The sequence below is a fragment of the Fodinibius sediminis genome, assembly GCF_900182555.1.
GTDB classification, from domain to species: domain Bacteria; phylum Bacteroidota; class Rhodothermia; order Balneolales; family Balneolaceae; genus Fodinibius; species Fodinibius sediminis.
Window position 1 is genome coordinate 157342 of sequence record NZ_FXTH01000002.1, and the last position, 20709, is coordinate 178050.

A 20709-nucleotide genomic window follows, 5' to 3' on the forward strand; every position below is an offset into this window, starting at 1 on the left:
GGGCTATAACGAACTTCTTGATGTGGACTATCATAAGCACATTGAGTTGAACATGATAAAAATAGATTCGTTAATTCATCGAGTCCTACAATCATCATTAAATCCTTTGGAAACTCTGCCAAGTGGCGAAGAACTCAATTCATTGGTATCCCAAGCACATGTATTATTTCTTTTGATACACCGGATTTTCACTTTATTCACCGAAACAATAACTAATCCAACTATCTCAGTAAAGGCCCGCTCTAAGATATTTGTTACATTATACCCATTTTAATTAATTAAAAAGTCTACTTATATAATCCTAAAATGTTTTATCGGTTTTCTTCACTGATAGGCCATAACATACTTTTAAAAAAATTTACCAGCTCATATGTATGCATAAATAAGAAATGAGAATATACCAACTAAGAGCTATGCATCGAATAGGAACAGATTTATATGCTGCAGGAATTCACTACTTACGTACGATAAAAAAATACAAGACAGTTAGATTCCTATTTGAACTAACTCTTCTATCTCTTGTAGCAAAATTATTGTTTGTCATGGTTATTGGGTGGGGCTATGAAACTTTCACTGATTCAAATTTTGCAGCACTTGAAACACCTATAGACAAAAGCAAAAAAACTTTTTCACTTTTTTTTCTTGCTTGTTTTTTTGCTCCTTTTGTGGAAACCTTTTTTTTTAATCTTATTCCAATTTATTTACTTCATAAGGTAATTGATAATAGTTGCCTACTTATTTTGGCAGCCTCTATTGTTTTTTCGATCATACACATCTCATATGATTATATTTATCCAATTATAATATTTCCTTTATCGATCATACTTTCATTTGGATTTGTCGTTAAAATGAGAGTTTCTTTTAGAAAAGCTTTTTGGGTAACCTTCTTAATACATGCCCTTCATAATTTTATTAGTATAGCTATTTTATTCTTAACTGAATAGTATCAGCATTAATGCTTTTCTGTTTTCCTCTCCATGCAAGCTATAGATCTCCAATAAAATTACAATTGCTATGATATGGCTTAATATATATCTAAAGACAGGGAAGCTGACCTGGCACCTCAATGCCTTGAGCAGGTTGTTCTTACTAGAGACGTTCGGGTACAAGAAAACCATCCTATTTACGGAGGGTCCTTTAAAACGCATTATGGAACTGATCATCTAAACCTCAGCCAAATAAATAAAGATCCCCTTCCCCGGGTTGTTGTCTATGATATGACCAGCGAGCAGAAAAATATAAAAAGAATCAAAAAGAGGATGCTTTCGACGGGCGTCATCAGCAAAGTTCATGACAAAATGAATCTGGAGCGCCTTGTATCCTTCACACATCAAACAGCGGAAAAGAATCTAGAGCTTATCAGGCATCTGGGAATCCCCATGATGGAGGCCGACCTGTCAAATTCACTGGGTAATTCAGAAAGGGAAAGGCTGAGAGAATTTCTGTCTTTCTATTCCAATAGATCTGATCGTTGTTGGCGTAAATGCAAGGTCCTGCAGCCTCGCTTTTCCATCCCCTGTCCCGTTAGATGAGCAAAATCTGCAGACACACCGGAAGTGCTTGATCATCCAGCAGAATGCAATACCAGCATCGAATTACCCCACCTAAAAGAGCCCCCTTATGATCAAGGTAAACTATGCCGTTATATCAGCCAATAATTTTGGCTGGTACTCCTGCAACCGTTGCATTGGGTCTTACTGAATGAATAACCATGCTTTGTCCACCCACCGTACTATCCCTGCCAATCCGAATATCCTGGAGGGTAGACACCCCTATTCCCATATCCACGGCCTCTTCAATTATAGTATGCCCTCCCGTATTTACCCCCGGAGCAAAGCTCGAGTATCTGCCCACCGTAGTATGGTGACCCAGTGAACAGTTTACATTGATCACTACAAAATCTTGGATTTCAGATCTAAAATTAATAGTCGTACCCGGATAAACAATGCATCCCTTCCCTATGGTTACACTTTGGGAAATCCACGCTCTTTCGTGAATCAGTGTGGGATACAAAAGAGAGGAGTTAGAAGACAATTTCATTAAAAGTTCTCTTTTCACCTTGGGAAAGGCGATACCAATCACAACAGCCGCATTCTTCATATCCAGGGCTTTATCGACTCCCCCTATCACCCTCAGTCCAAATTGCTGCGTGCCGATCTTCTCCGGGTCGTCGTCCAAAAAACCGACGACATCGAACTTTTTGGAATATTCACTAATATTCAGCGCCAAATGGCCACCGACACTTCCTGCGCCTATAATATATAGTTTCTTCTTCATTTAGCTTGTCCCCCTGAAAGGCTGCATAGGCTGGGCATCAGACTGATTAACACCCTCCCGCTTTAAAATTTTTATGACAGTGAGACCCACAATTTTCATGTCCAAGGCAAAGGAAAGGTGGTCAATATAGTAACGGTCATATTCAAATTTTTTCTCCCAGCTGATGGAATTTCGACCGTTTACCTGCGCCCAGCCGGTAATACCCGGCCTTACCTCATGTCTTCTCCGCTGTTGTTCGGTGTAATAGGGAATATATTCAAACAACAAAGGTCGGGGACCAATCAGGCTCATGTCTCCTTTCAACACATTGATCAGCTGGGGAAGCTCATCCAGCGACAGTTTGCGGATCCGGCTTCCAATTTTGGTCATACGCTCCATGTCCGGAAGGAGATTGCCCTGCTCATCACGTTTATCCGTCATGGTTTTAAATTTGATAATTTTAAAAGGCTTTTCCCTGAGTCCCGGCCGCCGCTGGTAAAAAAACACTGCCCCCTCATTTTGAAAATAAAGTAACAGACCAATAACTAATAACATGGGAAAAGTGACGACCAAAAGCAGCAGTGAAATAACCACATCAAACAATCTTTTGCCATATTTTCTATAAACCATGTCATTATGTATTTAAAACTCTTTTAACGCTGATTTCATCCCCCTTCTCACTGGTAATTGCCATAAAAGTTTACACCAGTCGTGGTTGCCTTCGATCAATCCGGGACCCTTTTCAGTTATAACCACATCCCAGCCGATGGATCTATTCTGTGGTCGGTGAAGAGCCGCTTTTTTTACCATCTCAAGGGTCTCTTCCCAGTAAGGAATTTGGAAGCCGGGAATCTTTACCTTTGTCACAGGATGACATTCTTGTACTTCCTTCGTTATGTCGCTGTAAACAGCCGGACCGCTCAGTTGACCGGTTGTTTCATCTATGGGAGCCGCCAGGTTTCCGGCCGCCATATTGTCCACCGGTGAGTTGACTGATATCCGAAGCCTGCAGCCCAGTATCACAACTTCATTCCTGTCGTCGAGCTGTGTAAAGATGCGAACAGTATTGACCGCAGAAGGCGACAGTCGATTTAATTGAGGATGCTGCTCAATAAACTCTTCAACCAACGGAAACCCTCTCTTCTCCATAAAATCCAGGATACTTGCACGGTTAAAGTCCGAACATCTTTTAATTTCAACATCGGTCCCACAATTCCCCTCCGCCGATTTGAAGACAAGCCTTCCGGACGGGTTGGCAAGTATTTCATCTGCAATTTCCGGCTGATTTTTGATCGTCTCGATATCAGCGACCCTGTGAACAAAAAAATCGCCGTAGTGCTTATAGAAAAGGGTCTTGTCTTCCAATATATGCCGGTCATTGCGTGGATTCATCCTTAGCTGGTATTCATACATATATCCGGTTCCAGCCCATTGCTCCCGCTCTTTTTGGGATAGATCAAAAAAACCAAACTGGAAATACTCCAGTATCGAAATATTATAGGTGAAGACGCTTCTAACAACATCAGACAGAATAGCGGTCCTGGGTTTCCCCGTAAGCTTGCTGGCATGATTAAGAAATACCCTGAATTTCTCGCGGTCCAGCTTTTTCAAATAATAGCCGAGATATATAGCCCTGTTCATTTTCATTTTTAATGACTCACATTTTAAACGGTCAATACCACTTTTTTTAATACAACAGTTATGCCAATACGGTTTGGGAAAACAGTGATTCTGAGTCATAACTATTTATCAGCTTCATATGCCTTGAGAGTATCTTTCTTAACCGCCCGGATGGAAACCGGTTAGAGTGACAACCGAACCGTTTCGGGTTATTTTTATATGTTCGAGTAAAAATTACTCGACCTTTCCTGAAAGCATTCCTGTCATCTTCAATCCCTGTGATCACTACCGCTCACGAATCGGAATTAATTAACGCCCCCAGCTCATTGGCTGCCATAAATTCAACATCCGGCCATCTACTAACGATCTTCTTCAATAGCTCCTGCAGCGCTTGTAATCCCCTCTCTCTGTTTTTGGGATCGATGTGTCCACAGAAATTTACCCGGTGCGAGCTAATGATTGCAGGACGATTCCATCGAAAAGCAGCTTCAATCTGTTTCATTGCGTACGATACCCAGTTTACGCCTCGATCTTCGGTAGGCTCAAATACCACGTTGCGTACCAGGTACGTTTGACCCAGCGCATTTTTTTTACCGGTATAGTTGAAGACTTTCTTGTACACTCCCCTTCCCTGGTGCTCTTTTTTCAATAAAGGGGTATCAATGTACTGTACTCCCTGCTCTTTCAAGGGACGGTGTATGATAGGATGTTCACGCCCACCAGGCGGATTAAAATGATTGGGTTTGTAGCCATAAACCTTTTCAAAAGCTTCCAACCCGTCACAAATCAAATCTTTATAACGCTCGTTTTCTTCAATCGACCAGAAATCAAAAGCAGCCATTGGTGAGATCGTGCTATAACCACTGGACCTAATGCTTGTATACGATCGATTCTGGAGAGCTGTAAGTACTTCATGGTCTCCTGAAATCAACTTCTCCTCAAGTACTTTCAAATTAAGATGCTCTCTTCCGTGGAACAGCGGAACAATCAGTTCCTTCTCCATCCCTTCTTTTAACAAATCCCATGCACCCACATAGGCATTGGGTTGCATAATAGATAGTTTCTGAAATGTTTCGGGCAACAACTCATAATGGTAGCGCCGGTATCCTGTTTCAGCTATTTTTTCAAAATTAATATTACATGGCACTGCAAAGGAAGTAAAAACAGGATGTTTTCCCCCTTGGTCCTCCACAGAAGTCAACACCTGAAACAACGCTTCAAGGTCATCACGGGTTTCCAGGGTATCATAGGCATCAAAACGGTTCATGACCTTGAGCCCCTCTTTGTCCATCTTATCACGGGCAGTTTTTGAATCAACCCGCACGTTCCCATAGTCATCGACCGAAAAAACCACAATCTTTCGCTGTGAACGCCAGCCGATCATATTTTTCAAATTTAATGTAATCATCTTTTCTACTGAGAACCTTTATCGATATCACTTCAGTTTCACCTTGGCGTCAAACCTATTTTTATTAATTTCTAATAAAAATAATCAATGAATTTTGCGAATGCTTTATCCGCCCCACTTAACCTGTGGTAGGAAGTGTTCATAGGTTTTTCAGCAATGTATATGTGATCTTGCATACGGAATTTATTGCCAGCTACAAGGTGTTTTAAATAGAATGGCCCCCGAGCCGTTAATTTTTTTAAAAAATCTTTATCTCCATCAATCATGAATGACAATTCATCCACAGGATTTGATACTAAATTTTCATATTTAATTCTCTTATAAGAAATTCCTATAGAAAGAACATAGGTTAAAAAGTTTTTAAGTAGCCAACTTCGAAAAACATAGGAGGATCCCAGAGGTACAATATCATGCTCAATCCCCTCTTCTAAGTTTCTAGGAACTTCTTTCTTGTATGAATTCAATACATCACCAAACCTCCTGGTTAAATGCATCACCTTAATCTTATAGTTTAACTTTTTTAAAACCAGTAATCTTCCCGGAGCCTTAGAGGAATCTATGATAACTTTTGAATCAGTAATCTTAAAAATAAGGTCAAACAACTTATTTGTATCTTCCAAAAAGCAATGTAATTTTTTGGATGGATTCCTCAGTGAAATATAGGATGACAAAATATATCTTTTACTTGTCAGCCTGCTTTGTAATTTGATATATTCATCCAAATCCAAAGTTCTTACCTTATCCCACTCCCTGATTATGTTGGACCAAATGCTGCAACTGGGAACCGGGTTCCCGCAAGCACAGTACTCTCTATTTTTTATTCCCTTTTGGGCAAAAAAAATAAGTTCCCCAGAGCTAAATGCACTTTTTTTAGCTCCTAAAATAACATCGAGTAGGGTCGTACCCGAGTGTCCTTCTCCTGATATGTAAATAATTGTTCTATTATTCATCATGAATAAACCATAGTGATTGCAACCTTTTGAATGAGGAACAAGCTTATAAGCCTTTAGAAAACGTTCCCAGTTTTTATCGATAGTGGCTGTAAATTTAATGTCCCATACGTCAACAGATGACAATCAGCAGTCATATCTTCAGCATTTTTTGGCAAGTCTTCCTTTTTTGGACCAGACTGATCATCGTGTCAAATTCATAGTTCGTCAAAAGCATTTCCAACTTGGGATAGACCGTTTTTCTATTGAGCCACATTGATTTCATTTTATTACGTTTTAAAAATCGTGCCTTTCTAAGCTCTTCAAAATAGTATTCCGGATACGGTTCCGTATCCAGTTCATAAGGATGGACATATACAATCGCCGGTCGTTCCCTGATAATCATTTCAAAAGCCTTTTGGGTCAACCATTCCGGAGAAAATCGCAGGTAGCCTCCTCCACATACCGGCATTTGCCGTCCCAGTATCTGAATGGTAGACATCGGCACCTCCATAAGTTCATACCCGGATGGCGTTTTTATTTTACATATCTCCCTGGGAAAGTCCGGCCAGCCATAACGTATTCCGTTGATCGGCATAATGCTACTGTCGTAGGTAAATCCGGCTTCTGCAATGACATCCAATCCCCATTCCGTTTCTGGTGTAATGGAAAAGGCGGGCGCCCGGTGTCCCCAAACAGCTTGCCCCGATATATCCTCTATAAGCTTTTTTGCACAGCTTATTTCATTAAAAGCCTCCTGTCTTGACATGCAAAAAAACTGCCGATGATGGTATCCGTGTACGCCCAGTTCATGCCCTTCTTCTGCTATCTCCCCTATAAGTTCCGGAAACTTTTCTGCAACTTTACCCAGAATAAAAAAAGTGGCTTTAACCTTGTGTTCATCCAGAAGACTGAGAATCCTCTGGGTCAATCGAACTACCCGGTCTGTCTGTTCCGACTGCTTCGAGAATGCATCTCTCATGGCTATGCTTATGCCATCCTCCACATCTATAGTAAAAGCAGCCTTACTCAAACTCATAGCCTTTTAAATTTAATTTTTACGGCAATCATTCTGAATCGAGATTCCGTTATCTACAATTGTTCCTCAAAAAACGGACCATTCAACGCCTCCGGCAACCAGATTAAGGGCGCAGAATTCCACTCCAGGAGCACCGGATCCCCCAGCTTATTCACAGTAACATCCCATCCGATAAATCTTAAATAGGGAAAAATTTTATGGGATTTTATACACTGATCCAATACCTTTTCATAACTGGGTATAGCAATTGACTTAAATGTGATCCCACTATCCGGATGCCGCTCTCCTATTTTTATCCCGAATCTATTATAGGCCCCTTCCGCCAGATGACCGTTGGACTTCACAAAACAAAATCCTCCCCCGGATGATGCATTATCTACTCTTGACTCTCCGATTCCAAATCGCAGGTAGGCATATTTGATATCTATCTCTCCTTCGTCATTGAGATAAGTGAGAACTCTCACCGTATTAACAGTTTTGTCATTTAGTAATCCTAAATCCTCATGTTGTTGAATAACCGGCTGGATAATGTAGCTGGATATATGAGAGTAGGTGTCAAGATCAAGCTTCCCAGACTCAATAAATTTGACTCCATGGCCCCCGAACCCTTCATCTTCCTTTAGAACCACCTCATCATTATAGTCAGCTAGTATGTTTTCTGCTTTATTGATTGCTATCGGCCTGCGATCACTGTCATAGATATTTTTACCTATTTTCAATAAAAGAGGATCGGGAGCAAAATTAGGAAACACTTTATGATCAAAAGTCTTGTAGGCACTTATTCTGATGGACTCCGGGTTATATTGTCGTGATAAACAAGCCAGGAAATAGTCATTCGGGATCCATCCTGTTTTAAATTCTCCCCTGATTTCTGTATAAAGGGATAACCATGGCCAGAAAGAGGAACTTCCGAAAGTTTTCTTCGCGTACGATTTCAACATCCTCATTTTTTTCTTGTCCACTATTTTATATCCCCTCCTGTTAACCAACTGTTTTATTAAGCGGTGTGCTTGCTTTCTGTAAAAATAGAGGCGTATTTTCTCCTCTGAATATCTATGGACTCTCTTTACCATGTCTATGCTATTCATAGCCACCCGCATCTATTATTTACTGTTAATGATTCAGTCTGTAACGGCTTCTATTTTTCTTCACAAATTAGAATCTGTCATTTAACAATCTTGGAATATACTTCATAATTCCCTTCTCATGTTTTTGATAATTATTACGCCACCACCTTCGAAAAGGCAATTGGATACCTGCTACAATCCTTGCCTTCAAAGGCAACCGCCATCCCATTCCTGCCATCGCCACATCAGTACAGGGACCGCAGAATCCACAGGGACGACCGTTTTGGGGTCGCCTACAAAACCACGTTATTTTCATTACCTCCATCCACCCATTTTTCTCGGCAATATTAGCCATTTCTTTTTTTGTAAGACCCAATACCGGAAATTCAAAATATTTAAAAATGGGAGAATTAGACTTAAAATAATCGAAGGTCTCACTGCTGATCACACTTAACTCCATCGGAAAAACCCCAATCTGATCACAGTACCTCGCTAAAATCTCGTATTGAAGATTTATTTTTTTTGACTTTGCAATTTGTCTGTACTCAGCTGTTATCGCCTTATTTTTTTTAATCTCTCCTATACCTATATAGGAAATTGGGAGAAAAAGATTCTTCATTTCTGGATGCTGCCGTAATATTTTACGACGAATATTATGCATAGTATCAATTTCTTTACCCGTACACTCCTGAGCCCTTACGATATAATGGGTTTTAACCATTTTATTTTCCAGAAATAAAAGTTGTAACAAGCGAAAGGTCGAATCCCATCCCCCCGTCCACAGTAACTGCGTTGTATTATTGATCTCCTGCATGGTGCCTTCATTTATTTAATAAATTCACTACTGGACTATGATAGATTTTCTTCAAATACTTCCCCCCAAACCGAAGCAGCCAGGGTATCCGATGACCCGCCCCCTCTTCTATGGCAATACGGCAGGGATTACATACTCCACAGGGAATCCCCTTTTTAAACGGATGATAGATCGGATGATGGCAAAACCATGTCAGGTCCAGCAGGTCCAGCCAGTCTTCTCTTTCTGCTATTTTCTGCATCTCCTGCCTCGTTAAATCAATAATGGGAAGGGTGAAGTACTGGAAAATTGTTTTCACATCGGGGGCCATCGAATTTGTATCCAAACAGTCGACTATAGATTCAGAAACACTGTCTTCATTATCCGCTTCAATAGAAAGTTCTACCTCCCTCAATCCATATTGTTTACATAAGCTTGCAAACCAGACATATTGTCTACCAACATGCCGTTCTTTTCTAAGGCGTCGCCAGGCGTTTGAAATTTCATGATCTATTTGTATTTCACTTATATCGATATAGATAGTCTGTTTCAACAGCTCACCAACCATTCCCCCTCTGGTAAGTTCTCCCCTGATTTCATTCATGGCTTGGAGTTCGTGAATAGGCGACCGATGCGAGAGATCAAGGACATAAAGCGGCTGCACCTCCCTCTTTTCCAAAAACAGCAATTGAAGAAGCCTGAATGTCGAATCATAACCTCCCGTCCACAGTAATAATGTTGTATTTTTCGTTGCAGATTCCACGATAGCTATTGATCAACTATTTAAAAGATTTTCAATATTTAAGGTCCAGTACCTGTTTCATTTAATAAAGTTCATAATTGAACTATGGTACATTTTCTTCAAGTACTTCCCCCCAAACCGAAGCAGAAAAGGTATCCTGTGCCCAAACCCCTCCTCAACAGCTATGCGACAGGGGTTGCAAATTCCACAAGGAGTGCCATTCCTGAAGGGATGATAAATGGGATGATGGCAAAACCACGTTAATCCCATGAGACCCATCCAGTTTTCTCGCTCCGCTATGTGCTGCATATCCCTTTTGTTCAGATTTATTATCGGAAAAGAGAAATAGTTAAAAATGGTTTTTTCATCGGCATCCATTCTGTTCTCTTCAAGATTATAGGCAAGGGATTCGGAAATGCTCTCCTCGCTACTTCGCTTTTGAATAGAAAGTTCTATTCCCTCTAAGCCATATTGTTTGCATAAGCTGGCAATCCACACATACTGTTTGCCGAGATGCCTTTTCTTGCTAATGCGGTGCCAGGCATTTGAAATCTCATCGTTAATATCTATTTCACTCTTGTCTATATAAATAGTGGGTTTCAGCAGGTCGCCAACCATACCCCTGCTGGCAAGCTCTCTCCTGATTTCATTCATGGCTTGGAGTTCGTGAATAGGCGACCGATGCGAGAGATCAAGGACGTAAAGCGGCTGTACCTCCCTCTTTTCCAAAAACAGCAATTGAAGAAGCCTGAATGTCGAATCCCAGCCTCCAGTCCATAAGAGAATCGTCAATTCACTGTCGACCGACTGTCTAATTTGTTCACGTATACTTTTCATAGGATTTTATTAATAGACAATGATACCATCAGTGTCTTTTCAAATTGAATCATGCATACCTGCAACCAGGGACCAATTTTCAATCCTGCTTACTTTGTTTTCAATGGCCAAATCAATAGGTAGTGCAACCATATGTTTCATCTTTTTTTTGATAAATCCATTCTTCCACAACTTCGGGGTCCCGAACCTCCGGTTATCCATCAGCGCAAGGAAAGCCGCATTCAAAGACCTTGCCACTTCTACAACTTCCCTAAACAAATAACCGGACAATGCCGGATCCCCAAGGATATCCACCAGAACCATCTCCCTGCTTGCTCCCTTCCGATTCAGTGTAAAAATGGCCCCGATCATTTTGCTGCACCGCTCAATACTCACCATTCCATACTGCCTGTTTGGCCTGTCATGGTATCTCCACTTGTGGAAGCCAGCTTTTCGATTAATGGATACATATTGATCAAAATTCTCTCCTTCCCTGGCCAGGATATCCAACAGGCCGATATCCAGGCTGAATGCATCATCAATACTCAAAGACGTGGATAACTCACCACTAAGCGTTCCCATCGTCATGCTTATGGGTTTCAAAATTTTTACCCACCAACTGATTTCATCCAGGTATTGCCCCCCAATTTTAAGATTCACGGGGAGGCTGTTGTTATTCGGGAAATTAAACAGCAACTGATGATTGCTGTTTACGGCCTCTTCTATGCCTCTCATTCTTAACTGTTTGAAAATGCCTCTCCCCCTGTAATCAGCGGCAACCACTGAATCACAGGGCTGATACGCTTTTATGATGGTGCCCCTGCACTTCAGCTCCCATGGCCACAGATGATCAATGCCAACAATTTTGCCCTCTTCTTCAGCCACATTGATGACAGAACTCCCAAAGACACTGGATTTGAATTTCCATTGCCAAAAATCATCCCCCCTTCGGGTAGATGACCTTTGATTCTCAGAAAAAACGGCATCCAATAGATTGAGAATCGCCTGTCGATCCCCTTCATCAGCATGCCTTATATTTAGTTTATGGCCTTTCATCAGCGATCCTATATTTCTGGCTCAGTTCAAAATTCTCTCATTAGAGAACTTGTACCAGGCAGCCAGATAAAATTGTTTTATTTTTCTTAACAGCTTAAATGGGACAAAATAAAAAGGTGGTTTTACTCCCTGTAACTTCCATGCCTTTATTTGTCTTTGCTGGGATTTCCACAGCGTTTTCTTGTAGTTTGATGTGCTCCTTCCTCCCATGGAAAACCGTAGGATATAACTATCCAGTCTTTTGATTTTCAAATCATTGAAATAGAAATAGCGCAATACAAATTCATAATCCCCACTGCCTCCCAGATCTGTTCGGTAATATCCCAACTGTTCAATTACTTCTCTTTTTAGATAGATACTTTGATGGGAGGGCATCCAGCCTGCTTTAAAGAGTGACTTCCTGAATTCCGGGCTTCTGTTAACCCTGACGGGTTCATCTTTCTGATTTACCAGGACACTGTGCCCATACATACCATCAATCTTGTTGGTCACAAAATGTACCGCTATTCTTGCAATAACCCTTTCATCAAACAATCGGTCGCCCGCATGGATCAATCCAACAATGTCGCCGGTAGCTGATTTTATTCCTTTGTTTATGGCATCATACATTCCCTTATCCGGCTCTGAAATGATTTTATCGATATGACTGCCATATTCACCTATAATGCCCAATGTATTGTCAGAAGACTGCCCATCAACTATGATATATTCAATATCATCATAGGTTTGAGTAATAACTGATTCCAGCGTATCTCTGATATCATTTTCGTTATTGTAACAAATCGTAATCAGTGATACCTTAAAACTGTTAGTTTTATTATTCATCACAAAAATTTTGAAGACTTATACAGATAAGATTATTTTCCATTTATCTGATTTTCACCAATTGACAAAAATCGTTTTGCTCTTTCTTTAGGTGTATTAAAAAGCTTTAAATTTTTTTTCCCTTCAGATATTAAGTTTTCCTGAATTTCTGGATTTTGAATTAAATTTATAATTTTATTGCTAATATCAACTGGTTCCATAGGGTTAAAGTAAACTGCGGCTTTTCTACAAACCGTCTTAGCAAAGGGTAAGTCTGAAGTCAGTATAGGCTTACCCATGGCCATTGCTTCCACATAAGATGCAGAAAAACATTCCAATAGTGTTGGCAAAAACATCATGTCACATTCACTGTAAAGAGTAGGGCAATGGTCTATGGGTACAGGACCAACATTTATGATATGTTGCTGGTATTTTTCCTCATTAAACCTTGTGAATGCATCCTCAGGTAAGGTTAAGACGAACTTTACATTCGTGATTTTATTTTTAAGTAATTCATCAACTACTTCTAAAATGATGTCTAAATTTTTATGACCATAATTGGAGCTAATTGTTAATAGCCTAACTTCACCATCGACTTTCGGGGGTAATTTTTTTTCCTGCGAGATGGAATCACTAAACACGCCATTTATAGTATTTGAAACGGTATGTACTTCTACATTTTTTAATAGTTTTTTTAGTCTCTTATTTACATCATCTGTTTGAACTATAATTGCATCCGATTGTCGATAAAAATATAGATCAAAGTGTTTTTTTATTTTCCAGTATATCTTCTTTTTACTGGATATTTTATTAAAATATGGAGATTCAGGATATATGTAATGAGGAATATTGAATGCCGTAATCAATGGAGCTTTAGGTATCCAATAACCATGTCCCCCAGTTGAAATGACAACATCCGGATTAATTTTTCTTTCCAGCCGATTAAAATATCTACTAGTCTTAATAATATTTAAAAAGCTTGCCCCCGTTCTTCTTTCCATTCTATAAAAGTGAAAATTTGAACCAAAGGCATCCAAATCCAAAGAATTGTAAATGTTATTACACAAAAAAATATAATAGTCATTAACCGTTATACTCCTGCACTCATTAATAAAGGAGTGAACTACCTGTTCTGCTCCCCCTTTATAAATCGCGGCTGCATTAATGATTACTTTCATGACTTAGGATAAATGAATAAAATTTATCAGCTATTTCATCAGGTATAAAATCCTGAATTCCCTTTGGAGCATTTTGTTGGAATTTTTTTCTAACATTCTCATTACTCATCAGTTCTTTCAAACAATCTTTAAAGGCTTCCTGGTCAAATAAAGGAACCAAAAAGCCATTTTTGTTATTTTCTATCATATCCGAAGGCCCCGCATTGCAATCATAAGCAACTACCGGTAGTCCCGCTGATAAAGCCTCTCCTATTACATTTGGAAAGCCCTCTGAACTGGAGCTAAAGGCAAATATCTTGCTTTTGTTGAAATATGGGTCAATATGTTGTTGTTCCCCTTCCAAAAAAACAGATCCTTCAGCATCCAATTCCCGAACAAGCGTTTTCAGTTTTCTTGAAAGGTTTTGTTTCTTGGAATCTCCTCCTACGATCACCAGTTTCCAATCGGGTAGTCCGATATCAACGAACATTTTAATTAATTCATCAAAATGTTTAGTACGTATTAGTCTCCCAATTGACAAAACAACATTTTCCCGCTTCGCCTGACCATTTGAATGAATCTGACGAATGGGATTACCAATTACTTCAATATTATTATTCCATCGGTTCATAGAACAAATCTTCTTAGCCTCCTTGGTCTGAGCTATATAGCCTGCCGCTTTCGGGTACAATTTGCTACGGAGAAAATTATGCAACCTTCCAAGATCTTTTCCAGGTTGGCTGCGATCAGAAATATAGACCGGAAAACCAGCCCCGTACAAAGCAATCAAAACCAGGTTATTCCATATTTCTCCAAAGCTTAAGATGGTATCTGGCTTAATCTTAAGCACCCGGGATCTGAGGAAATAAATTGTCCGGAGTGTATCTACCGTCCGCCTGGAATTATTAAATATAAAACCAGGCTTATGGACGACCACGGTCTTCGGGATCTCATAAACTACCTTGCGATCCCTGCCTATGAGAATCAGATGAACTTCGGTACCTGTCCTATCGGCAAAATTGACGGCAAGCTGTGCCATCACTCTTTCCATTCCCCCGATACCAAGCGAGTGTATAATCAAGCAGATTGTTTTATCAGTACTCATCTAATAATCACGCTTCATATTCTGAACAACCCGAAAGTGCATTGCATTAGAATTGGATCTATTTATTGTGGCCCATATCCAAACTCTCTCTGCCTGTTATTTATCCGGCCGTATTATATGACAGTGGCAAGTTGTAATTTACAGCCAGCTTTCTTGTCTCTCTTCCAGCTATTGCACCACCGTAAAAACGGTCTGTACATCTGCAGGCGTCTCTCCAATTACAGCAAACTTGGTACCGGCAGAAAAATCAAAATCCTCGTATCCAGTTTTAACCCTATCCAAAATTTCTTCTACTTTATCATAGCTAAAATTTGGTTTTCCATCGTTAACCATCCTGCCTGGGAGATCTTCAACGGCAAGTTCCTCCAAGTCAAATACCGGATTAGTACGAAGAGACCAGATCACCAACTGTATTTCGCGATAGGTAACAGTCGGATCATTTTCCATTAAATCCTGTTTAATATTGAGCAGATAGTTGATGGGCTTCCATTCTTCCACTTGAAAAGTAGAGTACAGTTTAACTCCTTCGTAAACCCCGCCATCCGAATCAATGGGAGTTTCCCAGTCAATACACCAGCCCTCTTGAATACCATTTTGAATGATATCATTGGCTTCTATATCACTGAAATCAATCTGATAAAAAGCTTGTGAATCTTTATTCACCTGAATTGTAGCACTATCTCCACCTTGAATGGCTTTTACTTCTTCAACCGGATCTAATGAATCGGGAAGATCGGGTTTTTCACCAGTTGCATTATCCTTACAAGATACGCTGAAAAGCAAAACGCATGTTACCAAGTATATGGTTAAGTAATTGAAAGGTTTCATATCTATTATCTTTTTTATCATAATTATAAATTGATACCATGCCAAGAAGCCAACAAATAGTATTTCTGAACATGATATATCGTATATAAATTATACTACAAGAGTTGTGCCAACTTAATACTGTCGTCTCCGTCCTGAACTTCGATATGCCATAATTATCAGGCTGGATCTAATAAAACCTCACTGAACAAGGTAATATGTTTTAACATGCCCATCACAGTTGTGAGTTACAGTGTTTTTGATTTTAAAATACCCGAACATGGTAAACACACTTCCGAGTAAAAGTTACCCATTCATTTTAAGCTTAGTCCACATTTTTTACATATGTCCATCCATCAAGAAATAATGATTTCCAGTATTGAAAAGTTGTTTTTTATTTGACACAAAAGCCGGATTCCCTCTGGGAAATCCGGCTTTTAATGAGGTATTGGGCAGTATGACTCTGGACAGGTTAGTTGTTAAAAATTATTGCCTCCCACTGAAATCCGGGGGTTTCCATTCCCTTCCACCCGATTCATAGCATCAGTACAGTTGCTATTCAAATCATTGTTTTTCAACCACGCTATACGCAACTTGGGATTATCCAGTTTTTCCCAAAAGTCACACGAGATGCTTCCAGTAAGAGCATTATCATTCAAATATAATGTCTTAATCTGATTAAAGTCTGGCCAGCCTGACTGCGGCATATCGCCCGTAAAATTATTCCAGCCCAGACCAATAATCCTGATGTTACTCGGAACTGAAAGAATGTTATCTATAGAACCCGACAATTTATTGCCTTCAAGGCCAAGACTCTTCAGGTCCGGTAAGTTCTCAAATCCATGCAATGTCCCTGTTAAGTTATTCCATGAAAAACGTAGCGTATACAACTTGGTGAAATTACCGTTATTCCAGTAGTGTGGATATTCACCGGTTAGATTATTATCCGTAAGTACGAGGCTTCGCAACTCGGTAAAATTACTGAAATCAGGCAATTCACCCGTCAGATGGTTATCAGGAGTATCATTACTACTTTCCCCCAAATTTAGAAATGTAAGCTGGGTTAAATTTTGGAAACTTGCCGGTATTTCTCCCTCTAATTGGGCACTTGCTATGTAAAGATGCCTTAAATTTCTCAGATTCCCGATGGATGATGGCAGGGTAGTACCTGAAAAATCATTAAAACTCAGATATAGGCCTTCTAACTGTGATAGGTCTCCTATTTCGACAGGGATGGGACCTTTAATATTTGGTTGGTTCGCTATCTCAAGGCGTAATAAATTCGATAAACCACCAATTGTCGAGGGAATTCTGCCACTGAAGTCATTGGTATTGGAATAACGTTTTCCCGCATGATAATGCTTCGTTAAACGCTCCGGCGGCTCTTTCAGGGTTCCGCCAATCTCGTAGGTGCGTCCGGCCAGGATCAGCCATTCCAGGCTGGCCATATCGCCAATCGACGACGGGATCTCGCCGGATAACTCATTTTTCTTGACGTTCAGATACCGGACCTTCGTCAGGTTCCCAATGGATTCCGGCAGGCGGCCGCTCAGCCCATTGTCAAACAGGTCCACGCGCACCACACGTCCATTGGCATCGGTCTCAATGCCGTACCAGCCGTCGGAGGGATCCCCGCTGCCCCAGCCACTGTTGTTGTGCCAGTGGTCCCCGCCCGTCGCCTCATACAGGTCCAGCAGCGCCTGCCGGTCTCCCGCTACGCTGTTTACAGAAGCTTGTGCTAACACTTCATTTACCAGCCCCATTAAAAGAGAAAATAATAGGACGGTTAAGAATTTTTCTCTCATAGTTTGATATTAGAAGCTTAATCTTTTGAACGGTTAATTTCTCTCTATTGATTGAATTAATACAACTTAATAGATATAAATAGCTTATTTAAAATAACCTTTAGATACAAAAAATAACAAAAGCCGGATTCCCTCTGGGAAATCCGGCTTTTAATGAGGTATTGGGCAGTATGACTCTGGACAGGTTAGTTGTTAAAAATTATTGCCTCCCACTGAAATCCGGGGGTTTCCATTCCCTTCCACCCGATTCATAGCATCAGTACAGTTGCTATTCAAATCATTGTTTTTCAACCACGCTATACGCAACTTGGGATTATCCAGTTTTTCCCAAAAGTCACACGAGATGCTTCCAGTAAGAGCATTATCATTCAAATATAATGTCTTAATCTGATTAAAGTCTGGCCAGCCTGACTGCGGCATATCGCCCGTAAAATTATTCCAGCCCAGACCAATAATCCTGATGTTACTCGGAACTGAAAGAATGTTATCTATAGAACCCGACAATTTATTGCCTTCAAGGCCAAGACTCTTCAGGTCCGGTAAGTTCTCAAATCCATGCAATGTCCCTGTTAAGTTATTCCATGAAAAACGTAGCGTATACAACTTGGTGAAATTACCGTTATTCCAGTAGTGTGGATATTCACCGGTTAGATTATTATCCGTAAGTACGAGGCTTCGCAACTCGGTAAAATTACTGAAATCAGGCAATTCACCCGTCAGATGGTTATCAGGAGTATCATTACTACTTTCCCCCAAATTTAGAAATGTAAGCTGGGTTAAATTTTGGAAACTTGCCGGTATTTCTCCCTCTAATTGGGCACTTGCTATGTAAAGATGCCTTAAATTTCTCAGATTCCCGATGGATGATGGCAGGGTAGTACCTGAAAAATCATTAAAACTCAGATATAGGCCTTCTAACTGTGATAGGTCTCCTATTTCGACAGGGATGGGACCTTTAATATTTGGTTGGTTCGCTATCTCAAGGCGTAATAAATTCGATAAACCACCAATTGTCGAGGGAATTCTGCCACTGAAGTCATTGGTATTGGAATAACGTTTTCCCGCATGATAATGCTTCGTTAAACGCTCCGGCGGCTCTTTCAGGGTTCCGCCAATCTCGTAGGTGCGTCCGGCCAGGATCAGCCATTCCAGGCTGGCCATATCGCCAATCGACGACGGGATCTCGCCGGATAACTCATTTTTCTTGACGTTCAGATACCGGACCTTCGTCAGGTTCCCAATGGATTCCGGCAGGCGGCCGCTCAGCCCATTGTCAAACAGGTCCACGCGCACCACACGTCCATTGGCATCGGTCTCAATGCCGTACCAGCCGTCGGAGGGATCCCCGCTGCCCCAGCCACTGTTGTTGTGCCAGTGGTCCCCGCCCGTCGCCTCATACAGGTCCAGCAGCGCCTGCCGGTCTCCCGCTACGCTGCCCGAAGTGGAACCATTGGTCACCTTCTCTTCTATATTGAAGCTCCAGACCGAGGACCAATTACTGCTGTTGTTGTCTCCTGTTGCCTGAACTCTCCAAAAATACTGTCGCCCATTTTCAAGCCCTGAAACATCAAAGGAGGCGGATGTAACGTTTTCATCTACGATCGGTGAAAAGAAATCGCTGCTGGTAGCCAGCTGCACGTTATAACCATTTGCTTCAGTGAGTTCTTCCCACTCAAGTGTCAAAGAAGCAGTGCTGTTGGTGCTACCATCCGACGGTGCTATAAGGCTAACCGCTGGAATCGGTGTGCTTCCTGATGTGGTTGTAAACTGCCATATCCCAGACCATTTGCCTTCGTTTCCATCCCGAACCGCTCGCACCCTCCAATAATGGGTGGATTCAGATGACAACCCATTTGATGGAGTATATTCAGTACCATCTACCTGTTCTTCTACTACCATATCGTTTCCATGGCTTGCGTGCAAAATATAACCGTCTGCGCCTTCTACTGCTTTCCATTTGAAGGTGGGTTTTAACGAAGCATCGGTCATTTCATCGTCAGGAGAAACCTGGACCGGTGCGGGCAGGCTGTCCGCCTTTGTCGTCGTGAACTCATTAATATCCGACCATATTCCTTTATCTCCATCCCTGACCGCTCGCACCCTCCAATAATGGGTGGATTCAGATGACAACCCATTTGATGGAGTATATTCAGTACCATCTACCTGTTCTTCTACTACCATATCGTTTCCATGGCTTGCGTGCAAAATATAACCGTCTGCGCCTTCTACTGCTTTCCATTTGAAGGTAGGCTTCAAGGAAACCTTGGTAGCTTCATCTTCAGGCAAAAGATCCGAAGGTGCAGGCAAACTGTCTGTAGCAGACGTTGTGGTATTGGCAGACTGCCCAACGGTCGTAAATGTATATACTTCGGACCACTCTGTTTCACGTCCCTTCGTCTGGGGTTCAACACGCCAGTAGTAATCCTCGGAATGATTCAGCTCACTAACGACATAGGATGTGCCCTCTATTTTCTGATCAACTATGAGGTTTTCAAACTTCTGATCATCAGCGAGCTGCAAACTATATTCCGAAGCACTGGCTACAGCTTCCCACTGAAGCTTAACTTTGGTAGGACTATCTTCCAAGCCATCATCCGGCGATTTAAGTTCTGTTGAAACCGGATCAGGTTTACTTGGTTTGGAAGTCGTTTTGAAATCCCAGGTATCAGACCATTCGGTTTCCTGATCTTCTATCACAGGACGGACCTGCCAGTACACAGTGGTATCATAGGGCAAGCCCTGAATATTGAATTTCGTAGAATCAATGGTACTATCGGCAATTGTCGACAAGAACTCTTCCTCAGTCGATAATTGAATTTGAAACGAACGTGCTTCCTCTACTCCACCCCATTCGAGGGTGAGCGATGTTGATTGTTCGGAGTGAACCTCAGGAGCAATAAGACCGGGCTTTTCCAGGCTGGATTTTGTTTCCTTTTGAGTCCCCTGTGTTACTGAATCGGTACATTGGGCTAGTGCTACAAGCATAAATATGCCTGCCAGTAGGTATAGTGATCGGTATTTCATGCGAAGTAGAAAGTAATTTTATTTTAGAAATGAGCGAGAGAGAACCAGGGTAGGCTACTACCCGAGACCTGTAATATTTACTAACAACTATAATTATTACAACAGTTTATTAGTAATTATTACAAGTTTATTAATACCTACTGCTACAAGTGAATGTTCCATTTTATGAAAAAAAATGGACTTTTTTTTTACATTCACTTAAGCTAATGGGAGCCACATAATTAATACCCTACAGCAAGTGAAAAATGACAAGGAAGAGGGGCATTTTTCATAAAAAAACC

Annotated in this window: 19 protein-coding genes; 1 reads left to right on the plus strand and 18 read right to left on the minus strand. The window is 40.9% G+C overall.

Going from position 1 to position 20709, the window contains the following annotated elements:
• Positions 1–413 precede the first annotated feature (413 nt).
• Entirely contained in the window at positions 414–944 is a 531-nt protein-coding gene (locus FN808_RS02760) for a CPBP family intramembrane glutamic endopeptidase (protein WP_185958217.1), read from the plus strand.
• Between the two features lie 219 nt (positions 945–1163).
• On the opposite strand, the gene FN808_RS19330 is transcribed toward FN808_RS02760, so the two are convergent.
• From FN808_RS19330 to FN808_RS02845, 18 genes are all read right to left on the minus strand, one after another.
• Positions 1164–1292 carry a hypothetical protein gene (locus FN808_RS19330; protein ID WP_281280759.1) on the minus strand — a complete coding sequence of 43 codons (129 nt, stop codon included), beginning with the start codon at positions 1290–1292 and terminating at the stop codon, positions 1164–1166.
• A 355-nt stretch (positions 1293–1647) separates the two neighbouring features.
• A complete protein-coding gene (locus tag FN808_RS02765) occupies positions 1648–2277 on the minus strand; it encodes an acetyltransferase (protein WP_142713025.1) in 630 nt (209 codons plus the stop codon).
• Positions 2278–2886: a sugar transferase gene (locus FN808_RS02770; protein ID WP_142713026.1), complete on the minus strand. Its 609-nt coding sequence runs from the start codon at positions 2884–2886 to the stop codon at positions 2278–2280.
• Between the two features lie 12 nt (positions 2887–2898).
• Entirely contained in the window at positions 2899–3897 is a 999-nt protein-coding gene (locus FN808_RS02775; RefSeq protein ID WP_142713027.1) for a sugar-transfer associated ATP-grasp domain-containing protein, read from the minus strand.
• Between the two features lie 271 nt (positions 3898–4168).
• Positions 4169–5284: a polysaccharide deacetylase family protein gene (locus tag FN808_RS02780; RefSeq protein WP_142713028.1), complete on the minus strand. Its 1116-nt coding sequence runs from the start codon at positions 5282–5284 to the stop codon at positions 4169–4171.
• A 71-nt stretch (positions 5285–5355) separates the two neighbouring features.
• Complete coding sequence (locus FN808_RS02785) at positions 5356–6237, minus strand: hypothetical protein (protein WP_142713029.1); 882 nt, start codon at positions 6235–6237, stop codon at positions 5356–5358.
• A gap of 130 nt (positions 6238–6367) precedes the next feature.
• A complete protein-coding gene (locus tag FN808_RS02790; protein ID WP_185958218.1) occupies positions 6368–7246 on the minus strand; it encodes a DUF3473 domain-containing protein in 879 nt (292 codons plus the stop codon).
• 59 nt (positions 7247–7305) lie between these two features.
• Positions 7306–8340, minus strand: coding sequence for a sugar-transfer associated ATP-grasp domain-containing protein (locus tag FN808_RS02795; protein WP_185958219.1), 1035 nt, complete (start codon positions 8338–8340; stop codon positions 7306–7308).
• A 67-nt stretch (positions 8341–8407) separates the two neighbouring features.
• Positions 8408–9133 carry a hypothetical protein gene (locus tag FN808_RS02800; RefSeq protein WP_142713032.1) on the minus strand — a complete coding sequence of 242 codons (726 nt, stop codon included), beginning with the start codon at positions 9131–9133 and terminating at the stop codon, positions 8408–8410.
• Positions 9134–9140: 7 nt separating this feature from the next.
• Positions 9141–9875 carry an adenine nucleotide alpha hydrolase family protein gene (locus FN808_RS02805; protein WP_142713033.1) on the minus strand — a complete coding sequence of 245 codons (735 nt, stop codon included), beginning with the start codon at positions 9873–9875 and terminating at the stop codon, positions 9141–9143.
• A 57-nt stretch (positions 9876–9932) separates the two neighbouring features.
• Positions 9933–10691, minus strand: coding sequence for an adenine nucleotide alpha hydrolase family protein (locus FN808_RS02810; protein WP_142713034.1), 759 nt, complete (start codon positions 10689–10691; stop codon positions 9933–9935).
• 39 nt (positions 10692–10730) lie between these two features.
• Positions 10731–11726 (minus strand): GNAT family N-acetyltransferase, encoded by a 996-nt coding sequence (locus tag FN808_RS02815; protein WP_142713035.1) that lies wholly within the window; start codon positions 11724–11726, stop codon positions 10731–10733.
• Positions 11727–11747: 21 nt separating this feature from the next.
• A complete protein-coding gene (locus FN808_RS02820; RefSeq protein WP_142713036.1) occupies positions 11748–12551 on the minus strand; it encodes a glycosyltransferase family 2 protein in 804 nt (267 codons plus the stop codon).
• A 32-nt stretch (positions 12552–12583) separates the two neighbouring features.
• Positions 12584–13708, minus strand: coding sequence for a glycosyltransferase family 4 protein (locus tag FN808_RS02825; RefSeq protein ID WP_142713037.1), 1125 nt, complete (start codon positions 13706–13708; stop codon positions 12584–12586).
• Positions 13692–14792, minus strand: coding sequence for a glycosyltransferase (locus FN808_RS02830; RefSeq protein ID WP_142713038.1), 1101 nt, complete (start codon positions 14790–14792; stop codon positions 13692–13694). Before FN808_RS02830 ends, FN808_RS02825 begins: the two co-directional genes overlap by 17 nt.
• Before the next feature lie 168 nt (positions 14793–14960).
• Positions 14961–15620, minus strand: a complete 660-nt coding sequence (locus FN808_RS02835; RefSeq protein ID WP_142713039.1) for a hypothetical protein — start codon at positions 15618–15620, stop codon at positions 14961–14963.
• A 458-nt stretch (positions 15621–16078) separates the two neighbouring features.
• Positions 16079–17404, minus strand: a complete 1326-nt coding sequence (locus tag FN808_RS02840) for a leucine-rich repeat domain-containing protein (protein WP_142713040.1) — start codon at positions 17402–17404, stop codon at positions 16079–16081.
• A 192-nt stretch (positions 17405–17596) separates the two neighbouring features.
• Positions 17597–20389, minus strand: a complete 2793-nt coding sequence (locus FN808_RS02845) for a leucine-rich repeat domain-containing protein (protein ID WP_142713041.1) — start codon at positions 20387–20389, stop codon at positions 17597–17599.
• Positions 20390–20709: the final 320 nt, after the last annotated feature.